At 68.5% G+C, this 18,542-nt stretch carries 17 protein-coding genes and 1 pseudogene; 9 read left to right on the top strand and 9 right to left on the bottom strand.

From position 1 onward, the window contains the following. Positions 1-47: 47 nt before the first annotated feature. From AB0I22_RS01730 to trxA, 5 genes are all read left to right on the top strand, one after another. The gene (locus tag AB0I22_RS01730; RefSeq protein ID WP_363128589.1) at positions 48-1,778 is read left to right on the top strand and encodes a protein kinase family protein; all 1,731 of its coding nucleotides are present in this window, start codon (positions 48-50) and stop codon (positions 1,776-1,778) included. A 35-nt stretch (positions 1,779-1,813) separates the two neighbouring features. Further along, the gene (sigM, locus tag AB0I22_RS01725; protein ID WP_363128588.1) at positions 1,814-2,491 is read left to right on the top strand and encodes an RNA polymerase sigma factor SigM; all 678 of its coding nucleotides are present in this window, start codon (positions 1,814-1,816) and stop codon (positions 2,489-2,491) included. Continuing rightward, positions 2,488-3,438, top strand: a complete 951-nt coding sequence (locus AB0I22_RS01720) for a hypothetical protein (RefSeq protein WP_363128587.1) — start codon at positions 2,488-2,490, stop codon at positions 3,436-3,438. Before sigM ends, AB0I22_RS01720 begins: the two co-directional genes overlap by 4 nt. A 114-nt stretch (positions 3,439-3,552) precedes the next feature. Then, positions 3,553-4,521: a thioredoxin-disulfide reductase gene (gene trxB, locus AB0I22_RS01715; protein ID WP_363128586.1), complete on the top strand. Its 969-nt coding sequence runs from the start codon at positions 3,553-3,555 to the stop codon at positions 4,519-4,521. A 47-nt stretch (positions 4,522-4,568) separates the two neighbouring features. Next, on the top strand, positions 4,569-4,898 hold the full coding sequence (gene trxA, locus AB0I22_RS01710) for a thioredoxin (protein ID WP_363128585.1): 330 nt from the start codon (positions 4,569-4,571) through the stop codon (positions 4,896-4,898). Positions 4,899-4,987: 89 nt separating this feature from the next. Here trxA and AB0I22_RS01705 read toward each other — a convergent pair whose 3' ends face one another. From AB0I22_RS01705 to rpmH, 9 genes and pseudogenes are all read right to left on the bottom strand, one after another. Then, positions 4,988-5,605: a GNAT family N-acetyltransferase gene (locus AB0I22_RS01705; protein ID WP_363128584.1), complete on the bottom strand. Its 618-nt coding sequence runs from the start codon at positions 5,603-5,605 to the stop codon at positions 4,988-4,990. A gap of 301 nt (positions 5,606-5,906) precedes the next feature. Continuing rightward, entirely contained in the window at positions 5,907-7,007 is a 1,101-nt protein-coding gene (locus AB0I22_RS01700; RefSeq protein ID WP_363128583.1) for a ParB/RepB/Spo0J family partition protein, read from the bottom strand. Beyond that, positions 7,000-8,118, bottom strand: coding sequence for a ParA family protein (locus AB0I22_RS01695; protein WP_363128706.1), 1,119 nt, complete (start codon positions 8,116-8,118; stop codon positions 7,000-7,002). The genes AB0I22_RS01700 and AB0I22_RS01695 overlap by 8 nt, the downstream gene beginning before the upstream one ends. Positions 8,119-8,371: 253 nt before the next feature. Further along, complete coding sequence (gene rsmG / locus AB0I22_RS01690) at positions 8,372-9,088, bottom strand: 16S rRNA (guanine(527)-N(7))-methyltransferase RsmG (protein WP_363128582.1); 717 nt, start codon at positions 9,086-9,088, stop codon at positions 8,372-8,374. A gap of 120 nt (positions 9,089-9,208) precedes the next feature. Further along, a complete protein-coding gene (locus AB0I22_RS01685) occupies positions 9,209-9,730 on the bottom strand; it encodes a R3H domain-containing nucleic acid-binding protein (RefSeq protein WP_363128581.1) in 522 nt (173 codons plus the stop codon). Between the two features lie 12 nt (positions 9,731-9,742). After that, positions 9,743-10,897 (bottom strand): membrane protein insertase YidC, encoded by a 1,155-nt coding sequence (yidC, locus tag AB0I22_RS01680; RefSeq protein ID WP_363128580.1) that lies wholly within the window; start codon positions 10,895-10,897, stop codon positions 9,743-9,745. Between the two features lie 3 nt (positions 10,898-10,900). Continuing rightward, a complete protein-coding gene (gene yidD / locus AB0I22_RS01675) occupies positions 10,901-11,215 on the bottom strand; it encodes a membrane protein insertion efficiency factor YidD (RefSeq protein WP_030882169.1) in 315 nt (104 codons plus the stop codon). Between the two features lie 62 nt (positions 11,216-11,277). Next, a pseudogene (gene rnpA, locus AB0I22_RS01670) lies at positions 11,278-11,646 on the bottom strand (ribonuclease P protein component); the annotation flags it as partial. A gap of 18 nt (positions 11,647-11,664) precedes the next feature. Then, positions 11,665-11,802, bottom strand: a complete 138-nt coding sequence (gene rpmH / locus AB0I22_RS01665) for a 50S ribosomal protein L34 (RefSeq protein WP_010985740.1) — start codon at positions 11,800-11,802, stop codon at positions 11,665-11,667. Between the two features lie 423 nt (positions 11,803-12,225). Between rpmH and dnaA the strand changes: the two genes are divergently transcribed. The 4 genes from dnaA (at position 12,226) to recF (ending at position 18,435) form a co-directional block, all read left to right on the top strand. Further along, the gene (gene dnaA, locus AB0I22_RS01660) at positions 12,226-14,166 is read left to right on the top strand and encodes a chromosomal replication initiator protein DnaA (RefSeq protein ID WP_363128705.1); all 1,941 of its coding nucleotides are present in this window, start codon (positions 12,226-12,228) and stop codon (positions 14,164-14,166) included. 881 nt (positions 14,167-15,047) lie between these two features. Further along, positions 15,048-16,178, top strand: coding sequence for a DNA polymerase III subunit beta (gene dnaN / locus AB0I22_RS01655; RefSeq protein WP_363128579.1), 1,131 nt, complete (start codon positions 15,048-15,050; stop codon positions 16,176-16,178). 170 nt (positions 16,179-16,348) lie between these two features. Beyond that, positions 16,349-17,227 carry a phosphogluconate dehydrogenase (NAD(+)-dependent, decarboxylating) gene (gene gnd / locus AB0I22_RS01650; protein ID WP_363128578.1) on the top strand — a complete coding sequence of 293 codons (879 nt, stop codon included), beginning with the start codon at positions 16,349-16,351 and terminating at the stop codon, positions 17,225-17,227. A gap of 47 nt (positions 17,228-17,274) precedes the next feature. Beyond that, positions 17,275-18,435 (top strand): DNA replication/repair protein RecF, encoded by a 1,161-nt coding sequence (recF, locus tag AB0I22_RS01645; protein ID WP_363128577.1) that lies wholly within the window; start codon positions 17,275-17,277, stop codon positions 18,433-18,435. The last annotated feature ends 107 nt before the right edge of the window (positions 18,436-18,542 follow it).

The raw sequence follows: 18,542 nt of genomic DNA, 5'->3' as shown, positions 1-18,542 counted from the left end.
GTCCTGGCTGTGGAGAGCGTGCAACGGATGGGGAGGCAGGAACGACGGTGGCTGAACGGAGCACGGCTGCCGTCGACGTGACCGACAGCAGCGACGAAAAGTCGCTGACCGCCAAGGCGGACAAGGTCACGGCCGACGGGGCGAAGGCCGAGAACAAGGCCGACGCGCACAAAGACACAGAGCGCGCAGAGAACGAGAACGCCGCGCCCGAAGCACAATCCCCCGAGCTGCACAGCGGCCATAAACTCGCCAGACGCTACCGCCTCGAAGAGTGCGTCACCCGTCTGGACGGGTTCAGCAGCTGGCGTGCGGTCGACGAGAAACTGCGCCGCGCCGTCGGTGTCCACCTGCTGCCCGCAGACCACCCGCGAGCCCGTCCGGTCCTCGCCGCCGCCCGCTCGGCCGCCCTCCTCGGCGACCCGCGCTTCGTCCAGGTCCTCGACGCCGTCGAGGAGAACGACCTCGTCTACGTCGTCCACGAATGGCTGCCGGACGCCACCGAACTCACCGCCCTCCTGGCCGCCCGGCCACTGGAACCGCACGACGCCTACCAGCTCGTCAGCCAGGTCTCCCAGGCCATGGCCGCCGCCCACCGCGAGGGCCTGGCGCACCTGCGCCTGAACCCCGGCTCCGTGCTGCGCACCGAGTCCGGCCAGTACCGCATCCGCGGCCTCGCGGTCATGGCCGCCCTGCGCGGCATCACCTCCGAAGAGCCCCAGCGCACGGACACCGAAGCGATCGGCGCGCTCCTCTACGCCGCTCTCACCCAGCGCTGGCCCTACGAGAACGACGCCCATGGCCTCTCCGGGCTCCCCAAGGGCGTCGGCCTCATCGCACCCGACCAGGTCCGCGCGGGCATCCACCGCGGTCTGTCCGAGCTCACGATGCGCGCCCTCGTCAACGAAGGCGCCACCGCCTCGCGCCAGGAACAGCCCTGCACCACCCCGGAGGAGCTCGCCAAGGCGGTCGCCGCGATGCCTCGCATCCGGCCGCCGGAGCCCAGCTTCGCCACCCCTCCGTCGTACCAGCGGACCACCTACCAGCAGGGGGCGTACGGCCAGCCGCCCCGAGCCGGCCAGCCCGCGGCACGCCTCGCACCGACGCCGCCGCCCCCGCCCCCGCCTCTTCAGGGCCGCACCGGCAAGACCCTCAAGTGGGGCGTCTCGGCGCTGCTCATCGCGGCGCTGGGCCTGGGCAGCTGGCAGCTCGCCGACACGCTCCTGAAAGACGAGCACGACCACGACAACCCGCCTGCCTCCCAGTCGGGGCACAAGGACACCGACAAGAAGCCCGCGGTCAAACCGCTGGCCATCAGCGGCTCCACCGAGTTCTCCCCGTTGGGCGACACCACAGGTAAGAACCCGGAAAACGCCATCGACGGAGACCCCAGCACGGCCTGGACCACAGGGCAGTTCCGCGGTTGGGCGGATTTCGGCAGACTCCCTCAGCGAAAAGACGGCAGCGGCATCGTCGTGGACCTCGGGAGCGTAAAGAGCGTCTCCGACGTTCACGTCGACATGTACCGTCCGGGCCAGACGTCAGAGATCCTGGCGGCCGCCCCGTCCGCGTCGAGCACCCCCAGCACTCTCTCCGACTTCTCACAGCGCGTCAGCAAATCGGAGCAGGCGGGCTCCTCGCTGGACGTGACGCTCAAAAAGCCGGTCCGCACCCGGTACCTGCTGATCCACGTCACCGAGCTTCCGCCCGACGGGACGGGTTCGGGCACCCAGGCGGGTTACCGGGGCGGGATCGCGGAGATCAAAGTGAAAGGCAGCTGACCGAAGCGGTCGGCACCAAGGGGAGGGGCTCGACGTTGGACGACGCCACAAGCGACGCCGAGCTCCTCGCCCTGCACATCAAAGGCGATCCCGACGCCTTCGGAGAGATCGTCAGACGCCATCGCGACAGACTCTGGGCGGTGGCCCTGCGCACCCTGGGAGACCGGGAAGAGGCCGCAGATGCTGTCCAGGACGCACTGGTCTCCGCCTACCGGGCCGCGCACAGCTTCCGCGGCCAGTCAGCCGTCACGACATGGCTGCATCGCATCACCGTCAACGCGTGCCTCGACCGGGCCCGCAAAGCAGCCTCTCGCCGCACCTCGCCAGTAGCCGAGACCGAGCGGCTTGAGCAGTTGCTGGAACCCGAGGAGTCCGCCGCCGTGCCCGCGGAGCGCAGCGACCTCCACCGCGAACTGATCGGGGCGCTTGCCACTCTCCCCCCCGATCAGCGCGCCGCCCTCGTCCTCGTCGACATGCAGGGATACCCCGTGGCTGAGGCCGCCAAAGTGCTGGACGTGCCGGTCGGCACGGTGAAAAGCCGATGCGCGCGGGGACGCGCACGCCTGCTCCCGATGGTCACCCATCTGCACCCGAGTAGCAGGGATAGCGCGCCCCCGGGCGGGGGAAGGAACCGGACGCAGGGGACAACCGTCCCACCACCGGCAGGGCCGAACGATGCTGATCCCGTGAAGGGCGGAGGTGGGCGAGCGTGACATCCACGACCGACACGGACGAGCACCCGGAAGTCGCTGAGATCTCCGCACTCAGCGAAGGCATCCTGCCGCCGGACCGCACGGCCGACGTACGGCAGCACCTCGCGGACTGCGAGCTGTGCGAAGACGTCCGGTCCTCCCTGGACGAAATTCGGAATCTGCTCGGCACCCTGCCCGGCCCCGTGCGCATGCCCGATGACGTCGCGGGCCGCATCGACGCGGCGCTCGCCGCCGAAGCGCTCCTCGACTCCACGGCTCCCTCGGAAGCCCCTTCCGTTTCACGTGAAACCACGCCGCCGCGTGAAGCCGCTTCTTCCGTCCTTTCGGATTCGGAAGTTGTTTCACGTGAAACCGCGCACGTCCCCTCAATGTCCGCCGACCGCCCCATCGGCCACTCGCGGGCAGCGGCCGGGCCAGGCCGACAGGGCCAGAAGGCCGGAGCTGACCGGCGTACGCGCAGGCGCCGCTGGCCGAAGGCTCTACTTGGTACCGCATGCGCGGCGGCCGTCCTCACCGTGGGCGGTCTCCTCGTCCAGTCGGGACTCAGCGACGACACGGGCGGCCAGGCCCACACCTCGGTGAAGAAGGGCCAGGGCGACAGCTCCGGACTCTCCTCCGCCACCCTTGAGTCACGCGTACAGGGTCTGCTGGCGACCAGGAAGCCCGCCGAGTCCCGCAGCATGAGCGCCCAGAGCTCCCCTCAGACGACCTTGCAGGACGACGGCACCACCGCGCCCTCCTGCGTACGAGAAGGGACCGGGCGCTCCGACACACCGCTCGCGGCACACCAGGAGACCTACGAGGGCCAGGACGTCTACCTCCTCGTCCTGCCGCACGAGGGTGACGATCAGCGCGTCGACGCCTACATCGTCGCGTCCTCCTGTATCGGTGCTTCCTCCCCCACACCGGGGGAAGTCCTGCTGAACCGCACATACGCTCGCGACTGAGCACTCCGTCGTGCGCTGTCGTCTCCAGGGAATGCTCGCGCCGTAGTATCCGTTGGGTGGGGTGAGACCCAACAGGGCCCCAGACAGCAGTCGGCAGAGACAAGGAAGACACCCGTGAGCGACGTCCGCAACGTGATCATCATCGGCTCCGGGCCTGCGGGCTATACGGCCGCGCTCTACACCGCCCGCGCCTCCCTGAAGCCGTTGGTCTTCGAGGGCGCCGTGACCGCCGGCGGTGCGCTGATGAACACCACCGACGTGGAGAACTTCCCCGGCTTCCGCGACGGCATCATGGGCCCGGACCTCATGGACAACATGCGCGCCCAGGCCGAGCGGTTCGGTGCCGAGCTGATCCCGGACGACGTGATCAACGTCGACCTCAGCGAAGAGATCAAGACAGTTACGGACTCCGCGGGCACCATCCACCGCGCCAAGGCCGTCATCGTCACCACCGGCTCCCAGCATCGCAAGCTGGGCCTGCCTCGTGAGGACGAGCTGTCCGGCCGCGGCGTCTCCTGGTGCGCCACCTGCGACGGGTTCTTCTTCAAGGACCAGGACATCGCCGTGATCGGCGGCGGCGACACCGCGATGGAGGAGGCGACCTTCCTCTCCCGCTTCGCCAAGAGCGTCACCATCGTGCACCGCCGCGACACGCTGCGCGCCAGCAAGGCCATGCAGGAGCGCGCCTTTGCCGACCCGAAGATCAAGTTCGTCTGGGACAGCGAGGTCGCCGAGATCCACGGTGAGAACAAGCTCTCTCACCTGACCCTGCGCAACCTCAAGTCCGGCGAGACCTCCGAGCTCCCCGTCACGGGCCTGTTCATCGCCATCGGCCACGACCCGCGCACCGAGCTCTTCAAGGGCCAGCTCAAGCTGGACGACGAGGGGTACCTCATGGTGGACGCGCCCTCCACTCACACGAACCTCGCCGGCGTCTTCGCCGCGGGCGACGTCGTGGACCACACGTACCGCCAGGCCATCACGGCCGCCGGCACCGGCTGCTCCGCGGCGCTGGACGCCGAGCGCCACCTCGCTGCCCTGAGCGACAGCGAGAGCGTGCCGGAGCCCGAGAAGACCGCCTGACCCGCCCAGCCCTCACACTCCACTGCCCACCATCTAAGGAGATCGCCATGGCCGGCGCCCTCAAGTCCGTAACCGACGCCACCTTCGAAGAGGACGTCCTGAAGAACGACAAGCCCGTGCTCGTCGACTTCTGGGCTGCCTGGTGCGGCCCGTGCCGCCAGATCGCCCCCTCCCTTGAGGCGATCGCGGCCGAGCACGGCGACAAGATCGAGATCGTCAAGCTGAACATCGACGAGAACCCCGGCACGGCCGCCAAGTACGGCGTCATGTCGATCCCGACCCTGAACGTCTACAAGGGCGGCGAGGTCGCCAAGACCATCGTCGGTGCCAAGCCGAAGGCCGCGATCGAGCGCGACCTGACCGAGTTCATCGGCTGACACACCTCGCTGTTTCACGTGAAACAGCAGGCATGCGCGTGGGCCCGCCCCTAAGAGGGGCGGGCCCACGCGCATGTGTACCCGGTGGTCTACAGGGGCCGCAGCGCCGGTTCCTTCTGAACCGCACCGAGCAACCGGTCCAGAGCCATCTCTACGTCTTCCTTCCAGGAGATCGTCGTCCGCAGCTCCAGCCTCAGCCGCGGGTAGCGCGGGTGCGGACGTACGGTCTTGAAGCCGACCGCGAGCAGATGGTCGGCAGGCAGCACGCAGCCCGGTTCCTTCCAGCTCGCGTCGCCGAACGCCTCGATCGCCTTCACTCCGCGCCTGATCAGATCTTTGGCGACGGTCTGCACCATCACTCGCCCCAGACCCTGGCCCTGATACCCCGGCGTCAGCCACGCCGTCATCAACTGCACGGCATCCGCGGACACGGGGCTGGTGGGAAAGGCGGTGGAGCGCGGTACGTACGCGGGCGGAGCGTAGAGCACAAAGCCCACAGGCACATCATCGACGTAGACGACCCGCCCGCACGAGCCCCACTCCAGCAGGACCGCGGAGATCCACGCTTCCTTCTCCAGCTCCGGACGGCCGGCCTTTACCGCGGCTTCGCCGCTGACGGGGTCCAGCTCCCAGAAGACGCAGGCGCGGCAGCGCTTGGGAAGGTCCGGCAGGTTGTCGAGTGTGAGCGGTACAAGCCGACGCCCCATGAAGCCAGTTCCTCACTTCCGTCGCGTGCCACACCGCGAGCGGCGCTCAGGGCGCTGCGCTCCCTGATGAGACTGCCGACGAATCCGCCGACCGCCCCCAGGCTCAGTCCTGTCGCCACCAGCCCGGTCCGGCTCACCGATCGCATGGCCCCGCCCCTCCGTGAACTGCGTCCAACGTGGATGTGCCATACCCTTTCGCATCGTATCCGCGCCGCGTTGGGACGGATAGCGCGACAAGGCAAAGGGCGGCCCGTGTCCCGGTGACCGGCGACACGGACCGCCCTCGGCGGCAAGCCCTTGGCTAGGACTCTTCTGTCTTCTCCTCGGACAACTTCTGCTCCAGCACCCGGCCCTCGCCCGGGGCCAGTTCGCCCAGAATCCGTTCCAGGTCGTCTATCGAGGCGAACTCAACGACGATCTTTCCCTTCTTCTGGCCCAGGTCCACCTTCACCCGGGTCTCGAAGCGGTCCGACAACCGCGTGGCCAGATCGGTCAGGGCAGGGGATACCCGGGTGCCGGCGCGAGGGCCCTTGGCCTTGGTCGACCCTGACGGACGCGAGCCCAGGTCCTTCACGATCTCCTCGATCGACCGCACCGACAGCCCCTCGGCCACGATGCGCTTCGCGAGGCGCTGCTGCTCCTCCGGGTCCTCCACGGGCAGCAACGCTCGCGCATGTCCCGAGGAGAGCACCCCTGCGGCGACCCGGCTCTGCACGGACGGCGGCAGCTTCAGCAACCGCAGCGTGTTGGACACCTGGGGTCGGGACCGCCCGATGCGGTCGGCCAGCTCGTCGTGCGTGCAGCTGAAGTCCTTCAGCAACTGGTCGTACGCGGCGGCCTCTTCGAGCGGATTCAGCTGGGCTCGGTGCAGGTTCTCCAACAGTGCGTCGAGCAGCAGCTTCTCATCGTCGGTCGCCCGGATGATGGCAGGGATCTTCTCCATCCCGGCCTCGCTGCACGCCTTGTACCGGCGCTCGCCCATGATGAGCTCGTACTTGCCCGGCGACACCTGGCGGACCACGACCGGTTGGAGCAGCCCCACCTCGCGCACGGAGGTGACCAGCTCAGCGAGGGCCTCCTCGTTGAAGTCGCTCCGCGGCTGCCTCGGATTCGGGGCGATGGCCTCCAGCGGAAGCTCGGCGAAGGTCGCTCCCGCAACCTCCCCGACCTCCGGCACGGCAGTTGTCTTCTCCACGGGCGGTGGCTCTTCCGTTTCACGTGAAACGCTGCGCTTGGCGAGCTTCGCCACCTTGGCCGCGGCCACGCCCCGCTCCTGCGTCAGGATCGGCACCGCTGACGGAGACGTCGCTCCGGCCCCCACCGTCGGGCTGTCCGACGCCGTGGGCGCCGGCGGGATCAGTGCACCGAGCCCACGGCCCAGTCCCCTACGTCGATCACTCACTGAACCCCTCCGACACACTCTGCTGGTCTCGCTGATGGTGACGGCCCTTGGCATGGGCCTTACTGCTGTCGTAATAAACGCCGACGCCCCGCAAAGCGATCTCGCGCGCCGCTTCCAGATAGGAGAGCGAACCGCTGGACCCCGGGTCGTAAGTCAATACCGTCTGCCCGTAGCTGGGTGCCTCGGAGATGCGCACCGAGCGCGGAATGCTGGTCCGCAGCACCTCATTGCCGAAGTGCGTACGGACCTCGTCCGCCACCTGCGAGGCCAGTCGCGTCCGGCCGTCGTACATGGTGAGCAGAATCGTCGAAACATGGAGCTTGGGGTTGAGGTGGCCGCGCACCAGGTCGACATTGCGCAGCAGTTGCCCGAGCCCCTCCAGTGCGTAGTACTCGCACTGAATCGGGATGAGCACCTCGGCGCCCGCGACCAGGGCGTTGACGGTCAGCAGCCCGAGTGAGGGCGGACAGTCGATGAGAATGTAGTCCAGGGGCTGCTCGTACGCCTGGATCGCGCGGTCCAGGCGGCTCTCCCGAGCCACCAGCGAGACCAGTTCGATCTCCGCGCCGGCCAGGTCGATGGTGGCCGGAGCGCAGAAGAGCCCCTCCACGTCGACGACCGGCTGAACCACCTCGGACAGCGGCCTGCTGTCGACGAGCACGTCATAGATGGACGGGACCTCGGCGTGATGGTCGATCCCCAGGGCGGTAGAGGCATTGCCCTGCGGGTCGAGGTCGACGACCAGCACACGAGCGCCATGAAGCGCGAGAGATGCCGCCAGATTCACGGTCGTGGTGGTCTTGCCCACCCCGCCCTTCTGGTTGGCGACCACCATCACGCGGGTCTGGTCCGGCCTGGGCAGGGCTTCCCCCGCACGGTCGAGAGCCTCCACCGCCAGCTGGGCGGCTCGACCGATGGGGGTGTCGTCCATGGGAGGCGGCGTTTCATGTGAAACGTCCTCCCCGTTCGGAGGCCCCGGAACAGCCCCCAGCTCGGACTCAGCAGAACGGGGGCCGGGGACCGGGTCGGCCATCGGCCCCGCGATGTTGGCGTCGGACCGCAAGGATTCACTCTCCTCGACATCAGGCTCGCAATGAACAGAGCCTGCCATGCCTTCGGGGTCATGAACCAGCGGGGCCCGCTCTCCTGTGGATGAATGGTTGCCTGTGGACAACTCCATGCCACTAACGGGCCTACGACCACGCGGCGCGGCAGCCGCGCGACCGCGGCCGATAATTCCATGCAGCAAGGAACGTCGTTTCACGTGAAACACGATGCATGGCGGATCGCGCTACGCGTTCACGACACTCCGTAATGCGTAGTTTTGGCAGCTTGTATGGAGCATTGCCCCTGCGAAACCGTATTCAGCGGCGGCGACGCGACCGGCTGACCCGTGCAGCCTTCGCCCGCTTCGCGGCGAACCGCACGCCACCAGGGCTCTCCCCGACCTCGGCGCGGACCACCGTCGAGAGCGGATCCACCACGCCCTCGCCCACCTGCAGCACCGACGTCTTCACCACCCCGAGCTTGCTCAGCGCCGCACGAGCGTTCTTCAGCTCCTCCTCGGCCGTATCGCCCTTGAGGGCCAGCATCTCCCCGTACGGACGCAGCAGCGGCACTCCCCAGCCGGCCAGCCGATCCAGCGGAGCCACCGCACGAGCCGTCACCACATGCACCGGCTGAAGGGTCCCCAGGACCTCCTCGGCACGCCCTCGCACCACCGTGACATGGTCCAGCCCCAACAGCTCGACGACCTCCTGAAGGAACGTCGTACGGCGCAGCAGGGGCTCCAGCAGCGTGATGTGGAGGTCCTGCCGTACCAGCGCCAGCGGGATGCCCGGCAACCCCGCACCGGACCCCACGTCGCACACGGACACGCCGTCGGCGACCGCCTCCGAGAGCACCGCGCAATTGAGGAGGTGCCGCTCCCACAACCGGGGAACCTCACGCGGGCCGATCAGCCCCCGCCGCACGCCCGCATCCGCGAGCAGCTCCGCGTACCGGACAGCCTCCGGAAAGCGCTCGCCGAATACCTCGCGCGCCGCCTCCGGCGCCGGGGGAAGCTCTCCTGCCTCCGTCACGGGGGACCGTCCTTCCGTACCACGTTGTCGATACCACGATGTCGAACGTTGAGTCAGGCTGACAAGATTCGGCCCCGCCTGCGAGCAGACGGGGCCGTGCACACCTTGGGATCCGGGTCGTCAGACCGGGAGTACGACCACGCGGCGCTCGGGCTCCTCGCCCTCGGACTCGCTGCGCAGCCCCGCGGCCGCCACCGCGTCATGGACGACCTTCCGCTCGAAGGGCGTCATGGGGTTCAGCTTCACCGGCTCACCGCTGCCCTTCGCCTCCTCGGCGGCCTTGGCGCCCAGCACCGCCAGCTCCTCGCGCTTGCGCGCACGGAACCCGCCGATGTCCAGCATCAGCCGGCTGCGGTCCCCGGTCTCCCGGTGCACCGCCAGCCGGGTCAGCTCTTGGAGCGCTTCCAGCACCTCACCGTCACGGCCTACCAGCTTCTGCAGGTCCCGGCTGGTCGAGTCGCTGACGATCGATACGGCGGCCCGGTCGGCCTCCACGTCCATATCGATGTCGCCGTCGAGGTCGGCGATGTCCAGCAGCCCCTCCAGGTAGTCGGCCGCGATCTCGCCTTCCTGCTCAAGGCGGGACAGGGTGTCGGTGCCCTCGGCGGCGGCCCCACCGGACTGGCGCTGTGTGTCCGTCACTGTGGACTCCTTCTACTTCTTGGACGGGTGCTTGGGCCGCTGCGGGCCCTTGCGCTGCCCGGACTTGGCATTACGGGAAGAAGAGCCGCCGGCCGGCTTGGGCTTGTCGTCCTCGGGCTGCTTCTTGTCCAGCGACGGCTTGGCATCCGCCTTGCCCGTCTTGCCGGCCTTACTGCGCTCAGCCGCCGGTGCGGCGTTCTCGGGCCCCGTGGCCTTGGCGCCGCCCTGGACGGCGGTACCGGTCTGGCGCTTGGCCTTCGGCTGCCGCTTGGGCTGCTGCCGATTCGCGCGAGCGGCCTCGACGGCCTTCTTCGCCTCGACCTCCTCCGGGTCCTCCTTCAGCTTGCCCTTCGCCCGCAGCCGCTCCTGGCGCTGCTCGAAGGCGAGGCTGCCGGGGGTCGGGTTGCGGCGGATGACGAACATCTGCTGACCCATGGTCCACACGTTGGTGGTCAGCCAGTAGACGAGAACACCGACGGGGAAGTTGATGCCGAACACGGCGAACATGATCGGGAAGACGTACATCAGCATCTTCTGCTGCTGCATGAACGGCGTCTTCACCGTCAGGTCGACGTTCTTCGTCATGAGCTGGCGCTGCGTGTAGAACTGCGACGCGGACATCAGCACGATCATGATGATCGTCACGACGCGCACATCGGTCAGCGTGGCGCCGAGCGCCTCGACCTTCGACGCGCTGTCCATGAACTTCACGGACAGCGGGGCGCCGAAGATGTGCGCCTCACGGGCGCTCTCCAGCAGCGGCTTGTCGATGACGCCGACGACCCTGCCCTGCGCGATGTGGTTCAGGACCTGGTACAGCGAGATGAAGAACGGGGACTGCGCCAGAATCGGGAGACAGCTCGAAAGCGGGTTGGTACCCGACTCCTTGTAGAGCTTCATCATCTCTTCGGACTGGCGCTGCTTGTCGCTCTTGTAGCGCTCCTGGATCGCCTTCATCTTCGGCTGGAGCACCTGCATGTTCCGCGTCGCCTTGATCTGCTTCACAAAAAGCGGGATCAGGCAGATGCGGATCAGGACCACCAGCGAGACGATGGACAGACCCCAGGCCCAGCCACTGTTCTTGTCAAAGATCAAGCTGTAGAACGAGTGGAACTGGACGATGATCCAGGAAACTACTTTATAAAGAGGACCGAGGATCGTGTCCACGAATCAGGCTCCTTGGGCGTTGGGCTGAGTCTCGGGCTGTGCGGCGGGCTCGGCAGAACTCCCGCCCAGGCGGCTCCTCAGCCGCTGATGCCAGACCGGATGCTTCCGGGGAGGTACGTGGTCGACGCCACCGAGCGACCACGGATTGCAGCGCAGGATGCGCCACGCCGTCAGCACCGTTCCTTTGACCGCGCCGTGCACGTTGATAGCCGTGTAGCCATAGTGCGAGCAGGACGGGTAGTACTTGCAGACCGGCCCCAGCAGGGGGCTGATGGTCCACTGGTACAGCTTGATCAACCAGAGCAGCGGATACTTCACTGTGCGCTCCCTCCCGGGTCTCGGCCGGGGCTCCGGGGGTCGCCTCCCGGGGGATTGCAGCGTCGCGGCGCGCCGTTCACCAGCCGCTGGATCGCGGCGTCGAGATCACGGGCCAGCTGACCGTGGTCGGCCTCGCCCGCGCCGGGCAGCGCCCGTACGACAACCAGGCTACCGGCGGGAAAAAACTCCAGCCGGTCCCGCATGAGGTGACGCAGCCTTCGCTTCACCAGGTTGCGTACGACAGCACCGCCCACGGCCTTGCTGACGACGAAACCCGCACGCACCGGAGGATCAGTCTCCCCAGGTGGGTGCGGGTGCGTTGGACCATTGCGGAAGTGGACGACGAGGAGCGGGCGCCCGGCCCTGCGTCCTCGGCGTACCGCGGTCGCAAAGTCCTCGCGCCGCCTCAGCCGAGACTCGGTAGGCAGCACGTCATGACCTATGCGAGATCAGGCGGAAAGGCTGGCGCGACCCTTGCCACGGCGGGACGCGAGGATCGCGCGGCCGGCACGGGTGCGCATACGCAGCCGGAAGCCGTGGGTCTTCGCGCGGCGGCGGTTGTTCGGCTGAAAGGTGCGCTTGCTCACTCGGGGGCTCCAGAAATGAATCGTGTGATGGCGGGACATCGCCTGGCTGTCACCGTGCGCCCACGAGAAGCTCGCAATACGCCCGAGTGCACCGCTTCAGAACCACGAACCAGAGAACGTGATCTTTGCCCATCGGAGGCAGGCGGCAGCAGCCATCGACAACTCGACCTGCTCACGGTACGCACGGCTACGCCATCCGGTCAAACCGAGGGCGCACCATGAAGAACCGTAACCCTACGCGAGCCCACTGGTACGGCTGGCCACGCCCCGTGGCACATTTGTACACACCCCTGTGGACAACGACTTGAACCCCGCACCTCGGCCTGACTACCTTGACTGAACTCCGCATCCTTCCCGCCCGTCCCGAGAACCACACATTCGTGGGACACCCGGGTGCCCCCAGTGACTGAGAGAGCGTGCCCTGTGGCCGACCTGCCCGCCGATCTTGCCGCAGTGTGGCCACGCGTTCTGGAACAGCTCCTCGGCGAAGGGAGGGGCCAGGGCGTCGAGGCCAAGGACGAGCGCTGGATCACCCGCTGCCAGCCGCTCGCGCTGGTCGCCGACACCGCGCTGCTCGCCGTGCCCAACGAATTCGCCAAGGGCGTACTCGAAGGCCGACTGGCGCCGATCGTCAGCGAGACCCTCAGCCGCGAGTGCGGCCGCCCGATCCGGATCGCGATCACCGTCGACTCCTCCGCCGGCGAGCCGCCCGCGCCCCAGCCCCCGGCGCCCCTGCACCAGCAGCAGCACCAACAGCACCAACAGCACCAACAGCACCAAGAGCGGCCTCAGCAGCAGCACTACGAGGAACCGCCCCGCGACGCCTACGACGGCTACGACAACCGCGAGAGCTACGGCCGCCCGGCCCCCGCCGACGACCAGCTCCCGACCGCGCGCCCCGCGTACCCCGAGTACCAGCAGCGCCCCGAACCCGGCGCCTGGCCGCGCCCCCACGACAACTACGGCTGGCAGCAGCCGCGCCTGGGCGGCTTCCCGGAGAACGACCCGTACGCACAGCACGGCCAGCACAATCAGCACAGCCAGCAGCACCCCCCTCAGCAGTACGAGCAGCAATACGAGCAGTCGCAGTACGAGCACCAGCAGCCACCCTCGGACTACCGCTCCGCGGCGCCCGAGCGCCTGCCGTACGACCAGCAGCAGCGCCGCGACCTCCACGACGGCCCGCCCGGCCACCTGCGCAACCTCGGCCAGGTCGGCCAAGGCGGACAGGGGAGCCACGGCGGCGGCAATGGGAGCGCTCTGCCCGCGCCCACCGGCGCGCCCGGCCCGCTCGCGGCGCAGCCGGCCCCGGCGCCCGCACCCGGCGAGCCCCATGCCCGCCTCAACCCGAAGTACCTCTTCGACACCTTCGTCATCGGCGCGTCCAACCGCTTCGCCCACGCGGCGGCCGTCGCGGTCGCCGAGGCGCCGGCCAAGGCGTACAACCCCCTCTTCATCTATGGGGAGTCGGGGCTCGGCAAGACCCACCTGCTGCACGCCATCGGGCACTACGCGCGGAGTCTCTATCCCGGCACCCGCGTGCGCTATGTGAGCTCGGAGGAGTTCACCAACGAGTTCATCAACTCGATCCGCGACGGCAAGGGCGACACGTTCCGCAAGCGCTACCGGGATGTGGACATCCTGCTGGTCGACGACATCCAGTTCCTCGCGAGCAAGGAGTCGACGCAGGAGGAGTTCTTCCACACCTTCAATACGCTGCACAACGCCAACAAGCAGATCGTGCTGTCCTCGGACCGGCCGCCCAAGCAGCTCGTGACCCTGGAGGACCGGCTCCGCAACCGCTTCGAGTGGGGCCTGACCACCGATGTGCAGCCGCCGGAGCTGGAGACGCGGATCGCGATCCTCCGTAAGAAGGCGGTCCAGGAGCAGCTGAACGCGCCCCCCGAGGTGCTGGAGTTCATCGCTTCCCGCATCTCGCGCAATATCCGCGAGCTGGAGGGCGCGCTGATCCGGGTGACGGCGTTCGCGAGCCTGAACCGGCAGCCCGTCGATCTCGGGCTGACCGAGATCGTGCTGAAGGACCTGATCCCCGGGGGCGAGGACGCCTCGCCGGAGATCACCGCGCCGGCCATCATGGCGGCGACCGCGGACTACTTCGGGCACACCGTCGAGGACCTCTGCGGGGCCTCGCGCAGCCGGGTGCTGGTCACGGCGCGCCAGATCGCGATGTATCTGTGCCGGGAGCTGACGGACCTGTCGCTGCCGAAGATCGGCGCGCAGTTCGGCAACCGGGACCATACGACCGTGATGCACGCGGACCGCAAGATCCGGGCGCTGATGGCCGAGCGCCGGTCCATCTACAACCAGGTGACCGAGCTGACGAACCGCATCAAGAACAGCTGACCCGCGGCGCCCAGGGCGCTCCAGGAGCACTCCTGGAGCGCCTTTTCGTCGTTCCAGAGGCTGTGGAAGGCGTCGGAGGGACACCCAAGAGCCGCCGAAGAGCCGCCGGCAGGCCGTCGCGAGTGTGCGCGGCCACCAGGGCTGTTCGATTACGGGCCGCCGGGCTCCGCTTCTCCACAGATGACGGGACGATCCACCGTCCACACCCTGGGGACTGCCAAGTTGTCCAGACTGCGTCCACAAGGCATGCCGCTGATGCAGTATCAGGGGAGGTCAGAAGCTTGGGGATTTGTGACTAACGCTCATCCACAGGGTGTGGATGAAAGATTCGCACACAGGACGTCCGGTTCGTCGTCCACCGGCCGCCCACAGGGATGCCCGCCTTGTGCACAGCCTTTCCACACGTCTGTCCACTGTTCGGCAACGCGACACCCGTGGTCACCGTGGCGAGTGAAAGGCGTCACACCAAGAGGGTTGGTTGGGCTGTGGGGAACGTGGGTATTTCTGGGGACGGCGCTGGGGAGAAGTACCCCCTCCCTGTGCATCGGGTGTGCAGAACTTTCGGCGGTCCACAGAGACACGGGTTTATCCACGGGTGCCACCCACAGGACCGGTGGACAAAAAACGCACTCTGACCTGCGCAAAACAGGTTGTCCACGGTTTCCACAGGACCTACTACTACGACCACTTAGATGTAGCTGGGAACTCGCTTGGAAGTGGGGCCTGTGCACAACTCGGCGCCGGACCGCCCGACACCTCCCGCCCCGACTTGACCCCGAGCCGCACCGACTGTCGGTGCTGTGCGTCAGACTGGTCTCCGGCAAATCAGCCGACGACGAAGGCCAGCAGGGCGAGCCAGCAACAGCAGGAGGCGGTTTCCGGTGAAGATCCGGGTGGAGCGCGATGTACTCGCGGAGGCAGTGGCCTGGGCGGCCAAGAGCCTCCCGGCCCGTCCGCCGGTGCCCGTCCTCGCGGGCCTTCTGCTGAAGGCGGAGGAGGGCGCACTGAGCCTGTCGGGCTTCGACTACGAGGTCTCGGCCCGCGTCTCCGTCGAGGCGGATATCGAAGAGGGCGGCACGGTTCTCGTCTCCGGCAGGCTGCTGGCCGACATCTGCCGGGCGCTCCCCAACCGCCCCGTGGAGATTTCCACCGACGGTGTACGGGTGACCGTCGTCTGCGGCTCGTCCCGGTTCACACTCCACACACTTCCTGTGGAGGAGTACCCGGCGCTGCCGCAGATGCCGACCGCCACCGGCACCGTCCCCGGTGAGGTCTTCGCCGCAGCCGCCGCCCAGGTCGCCATCGCCGCCGGCCGCGACGACACGCTGCCCGTACTGACCGGTGTGCGGATCGAGATCGAGGGCGACACCGTCACCCTGGCCTCCACCGACCGCTACCGCTTCGCCGTCCGCGAGTTCATGTGGAAGCCGGAGACCCCGGACATCTCCGCGGTCGCCCTGGTGCCCGCCAAGACGCTGCTGGACACGGCCAAGTCGCTCAGCGGCGGCGACACGGTGTCGCTGGCGCTGTCCGGCTCGGGCGCCGGCGAGGGGCTGATCGGCTTCGAGGGCGCCGGCCGCCGTACGACGACCCGGCTGCTCGAAGGCGACCTGCCGAAGTACCGCACGCTCTTCCCGACGGAGTTCAACTCCATCGCCGTGATCGAGACCGCGCCGTTCGTCGAGGCCGTCAAGCGTGTGGCGCTGGTGGCCGAGCGGAACACGCCGGTGCGGCTCAGCTTCGAGCAGGGTGTGCTGATCCTGGAGGCGGGCTCCAGCGACGACGCACAGGCTGTGGAGCGCGTCGACGCCCAGCTCGACGGGGACGACATCTCGATCGCCTTCAACCCGGGCTTCCTGCTGGAGGGGCTGTCGGCGATCGACTCGCCCGTCGCCCAACTCTCCTTCACGACCTCCACGAAGCCGGCGCTGCTCAGCGGCCGGCCGGCCGTGGACGCCGAGGCGGACGAGGCGTACAAGTACCTGATCATGCCGGTGCGGCTCTCCGGCTGACGCCCGGACATCGGGCGGGCGGGTCGGAAATCGGGGGTCTCGCCCCTGCTCCGGCCCGCCCGGCCGCCGGTCGGCCGATGAGCGGATGAGCCCACAGGTGTGCACGCACTCGCGGGCGTAGGCTCGGCCTCAGGTACGAATCGCAACGACTACGGCATAGAGGATCACTGATGGAGCTCGGTCTCGTCGGTCTCGGCAAGATGGGCGGCAACATGCGCGAGCGCATTCGCCGCGCAGGCCACACCGTCATCGGATACGACCGCAATCCGGACCTCGCGGATGTCCAGAGCCTCAATGAGCTCGTGGACTCGCTCAAGGGTCCGCGCGTGGTGTGGGTCATGGTCCCCGCGGGCGCGGCGACCCAGTCCACCGTCGACGAGCTGTCCGAGCTGCTCTCGCCCGGCGATGTGCTCGTGGACGGCGGCAACTCCCGCTGGACGGACGACGAGAAGCACGCGGAGGAGCTGGCGGCCAAGGGCATCGGCTTCGTCGACTGCGGCGTCTCGGGCGGTGTCTGGGGGCTGGAGAACGGTTACGCCCTGATGTACGGCGGCGCCGCCGAGGACGTCGCGAAGGTGCAGCCGGTCTTCGACGCGCTCAAGCCGGAGGGCGAGTACGGCTCGGTCCACGCGGGCAAGGTCGGGGCCGGGCACTTCGCCAAGATGGTCCACAACGGCATCGAGTACGCGATGATGCAGGCCTACGCCGAGGGCTGGGAGCTCCTGGAGAAGGTCGACTCCGTCACCGACGTCCGCGAGGTCTTCCGCAGTTGGCAGGAGGGCACGGTCATCCGTTCCTGGCTGCTCGACCTGGCCGTCAACGCGCTCGACGACGACGAGCACCTGGAGAAGCTGCGCGGGTTCGCCGCGGACTCGGGCGAGGGCCGCTGGACGGTGGAGGCCGCGATCGACAACGCGGTGCCGCTGCCGGCGATCACCGCGTCGCTGTTCGCGCGGTTCGCGTCCCGGCAGGACGACTCCCCGCAGATGAAGATGATCGCCGCGCTGCGCAACCAGTTCGGTGGCCACGCCGTCGAGAACACGAAGTAAGCAGCTCAGCTACGCAGTAGGCAGCCGGGAGAGGTCGGCGCGCACCCATGCACGTATCGCATTTGTCGCTGGCCGACTTCCGCTCGTACGCCCGGGTCGAGGTTCCGCTCGATCCGGGCGTCACGGCTTTCGTGGGGCCCAATGGGCAGGGGAAGACCAATCTCGTCGAGGCGGTCGGCTATCTGGCGAGCCTCGGCAGCCACCGGGTCTCCTCCGACGCGCCGCTGGTGCGGATGGGGGCGGAGCGGGCGATCGTCCGGGCCCAGGTGGTGCAGGACGAGCGGCAGCAGCTGGTCGAGCTGGAGCTGAATCCGGGGCGGGCGAACCGGGCCCGTATCAATCGGTCGTCGCAGGTCAGGCCACGGGATGTGCTGGGCATCGTGCGTACGGTGCTGTTCGCGCCGGAGGATCTGGCGCTGGTCAAGGGCGATCCGGGCGAGCGGCGGCGTTTTCTGGACGAGTTGATCACGGCCCGGTCGCCGCGGATGGCGGGCGTGCGCTCGGACTACGACCGGGTGCTCAAGCAGCGCAACACGCTGCTCAAGACCGCGGCGATGGCGCGCCGCCACGGCGGCCGGCAGCTGGATCTGTCGACGCTGGACGTGTGGGACCAGCATCTGGCGCGGGCGGCGGCGGAGCTGCTGGCGGCGCGGCTGGATCTGGTGGCGACGCTGCAGCCGTTGGCCGACAAGGCGTACGAGCAGTTGGCGCCGGGGGGTGGCCCGGTGGGGATGGGGTATCGCGGTTCGATGGGCGACGCGCTTCCCGAGGCGCCCGCGGGGGCCCCTGGCGAGGCGGGGACGCCGGGCCGGGAGGAGCTGTTCGAGCTGGTGCTCGCGGCGCTGGAGGGGGCGCGCAAGCAGGAGATCGAGCGCGGGGTGACGCTGGTGGGCCCGCACCGGGACGATCTGCTGCTGAATCTGGGCCGGCTGCCGGCGAAGGGGTACGCGAGCCACGGCGAGTCCTGGTCGTACGCGCTGGCGCTGCGGCTGGCCTCGTACGAGCTGCTGCGCGCCGAGGGCGGTGAGCCGGTGCTGGTGCTGGACGATGTCTTCGCGGAGCTGGATGTGCGGCGGCGGGAGCGGCTGGCGGAGCTGGTCGCGCCGGGTGAGCAGGTGCTGGTGACGGCGGCGGTGGGCGACGATGTGCCGGGTGTGCTGGCGGGGGCGCGGTTCGCGGTGTCGGAGGGCGTGGTCGAGCGCGTATGAGTGAGCAGCCGTGGGGCGCCTCTTCGCAGCCCCGGTCGCCCTCGGGCCGGCAGCCGTCCTCGGGCCGGCAGCCGTCTCCGGGCCGGTCGTCTTCCTCGGAGCAGCCT

The organism is Streptomyces sp. NPDC050610 (assembly GCF_040654875.1).
Classification (GTDB): domain Bacteria; phylum Actinomycetota; class Actinomycetes; order Streptomycetales; family Streptomycetaceae; genus Streptomyces.
This window is presented reverse-complemented; position numbering and strand designations above follow the sequence as displayed.

What these genes read in the sequence shown, in the direction of transcription:
- trxA (WP_363128585.1), top strand. Translation starts at nt 4,569, where the DNA reads ATGGCCGGCGCCCTCAAGTCCGTAACCGACGCCACCTTCGAAGAGGAC.
- AB0I22_RS01705 (WP_363128584.1), bottom strand. Translation starts at nt 5,605, where the DNA reads ATGGGGCGTCGGCTTGTACCGCTCACACTCGACAACCTGCCGGACCTT.
- AB0I22_RS01695 (WP_363128706.1), bottom strand. Translation starts at nt 8,118, where the DNA reads ATGGCAGGCTCTGTTCATTGCGAGCCTGATGTCGAGGAGAGTGAATCC.
- gnd (WP_363128578.1), top strand. Translation starts at nt 16,349, where the DNA reads ATGGAGCTCGGTCTCGTCGGTCTCGGCAAGATGGGCGGCAACATGCGC.
- recF (WP_363128577.1), top strand. Translation starts at nt 17,275, where the DNA reads ATGCACGTATCGCATTTGTCGCTGGCCGACTTCCGCTCGTACGCCCGG.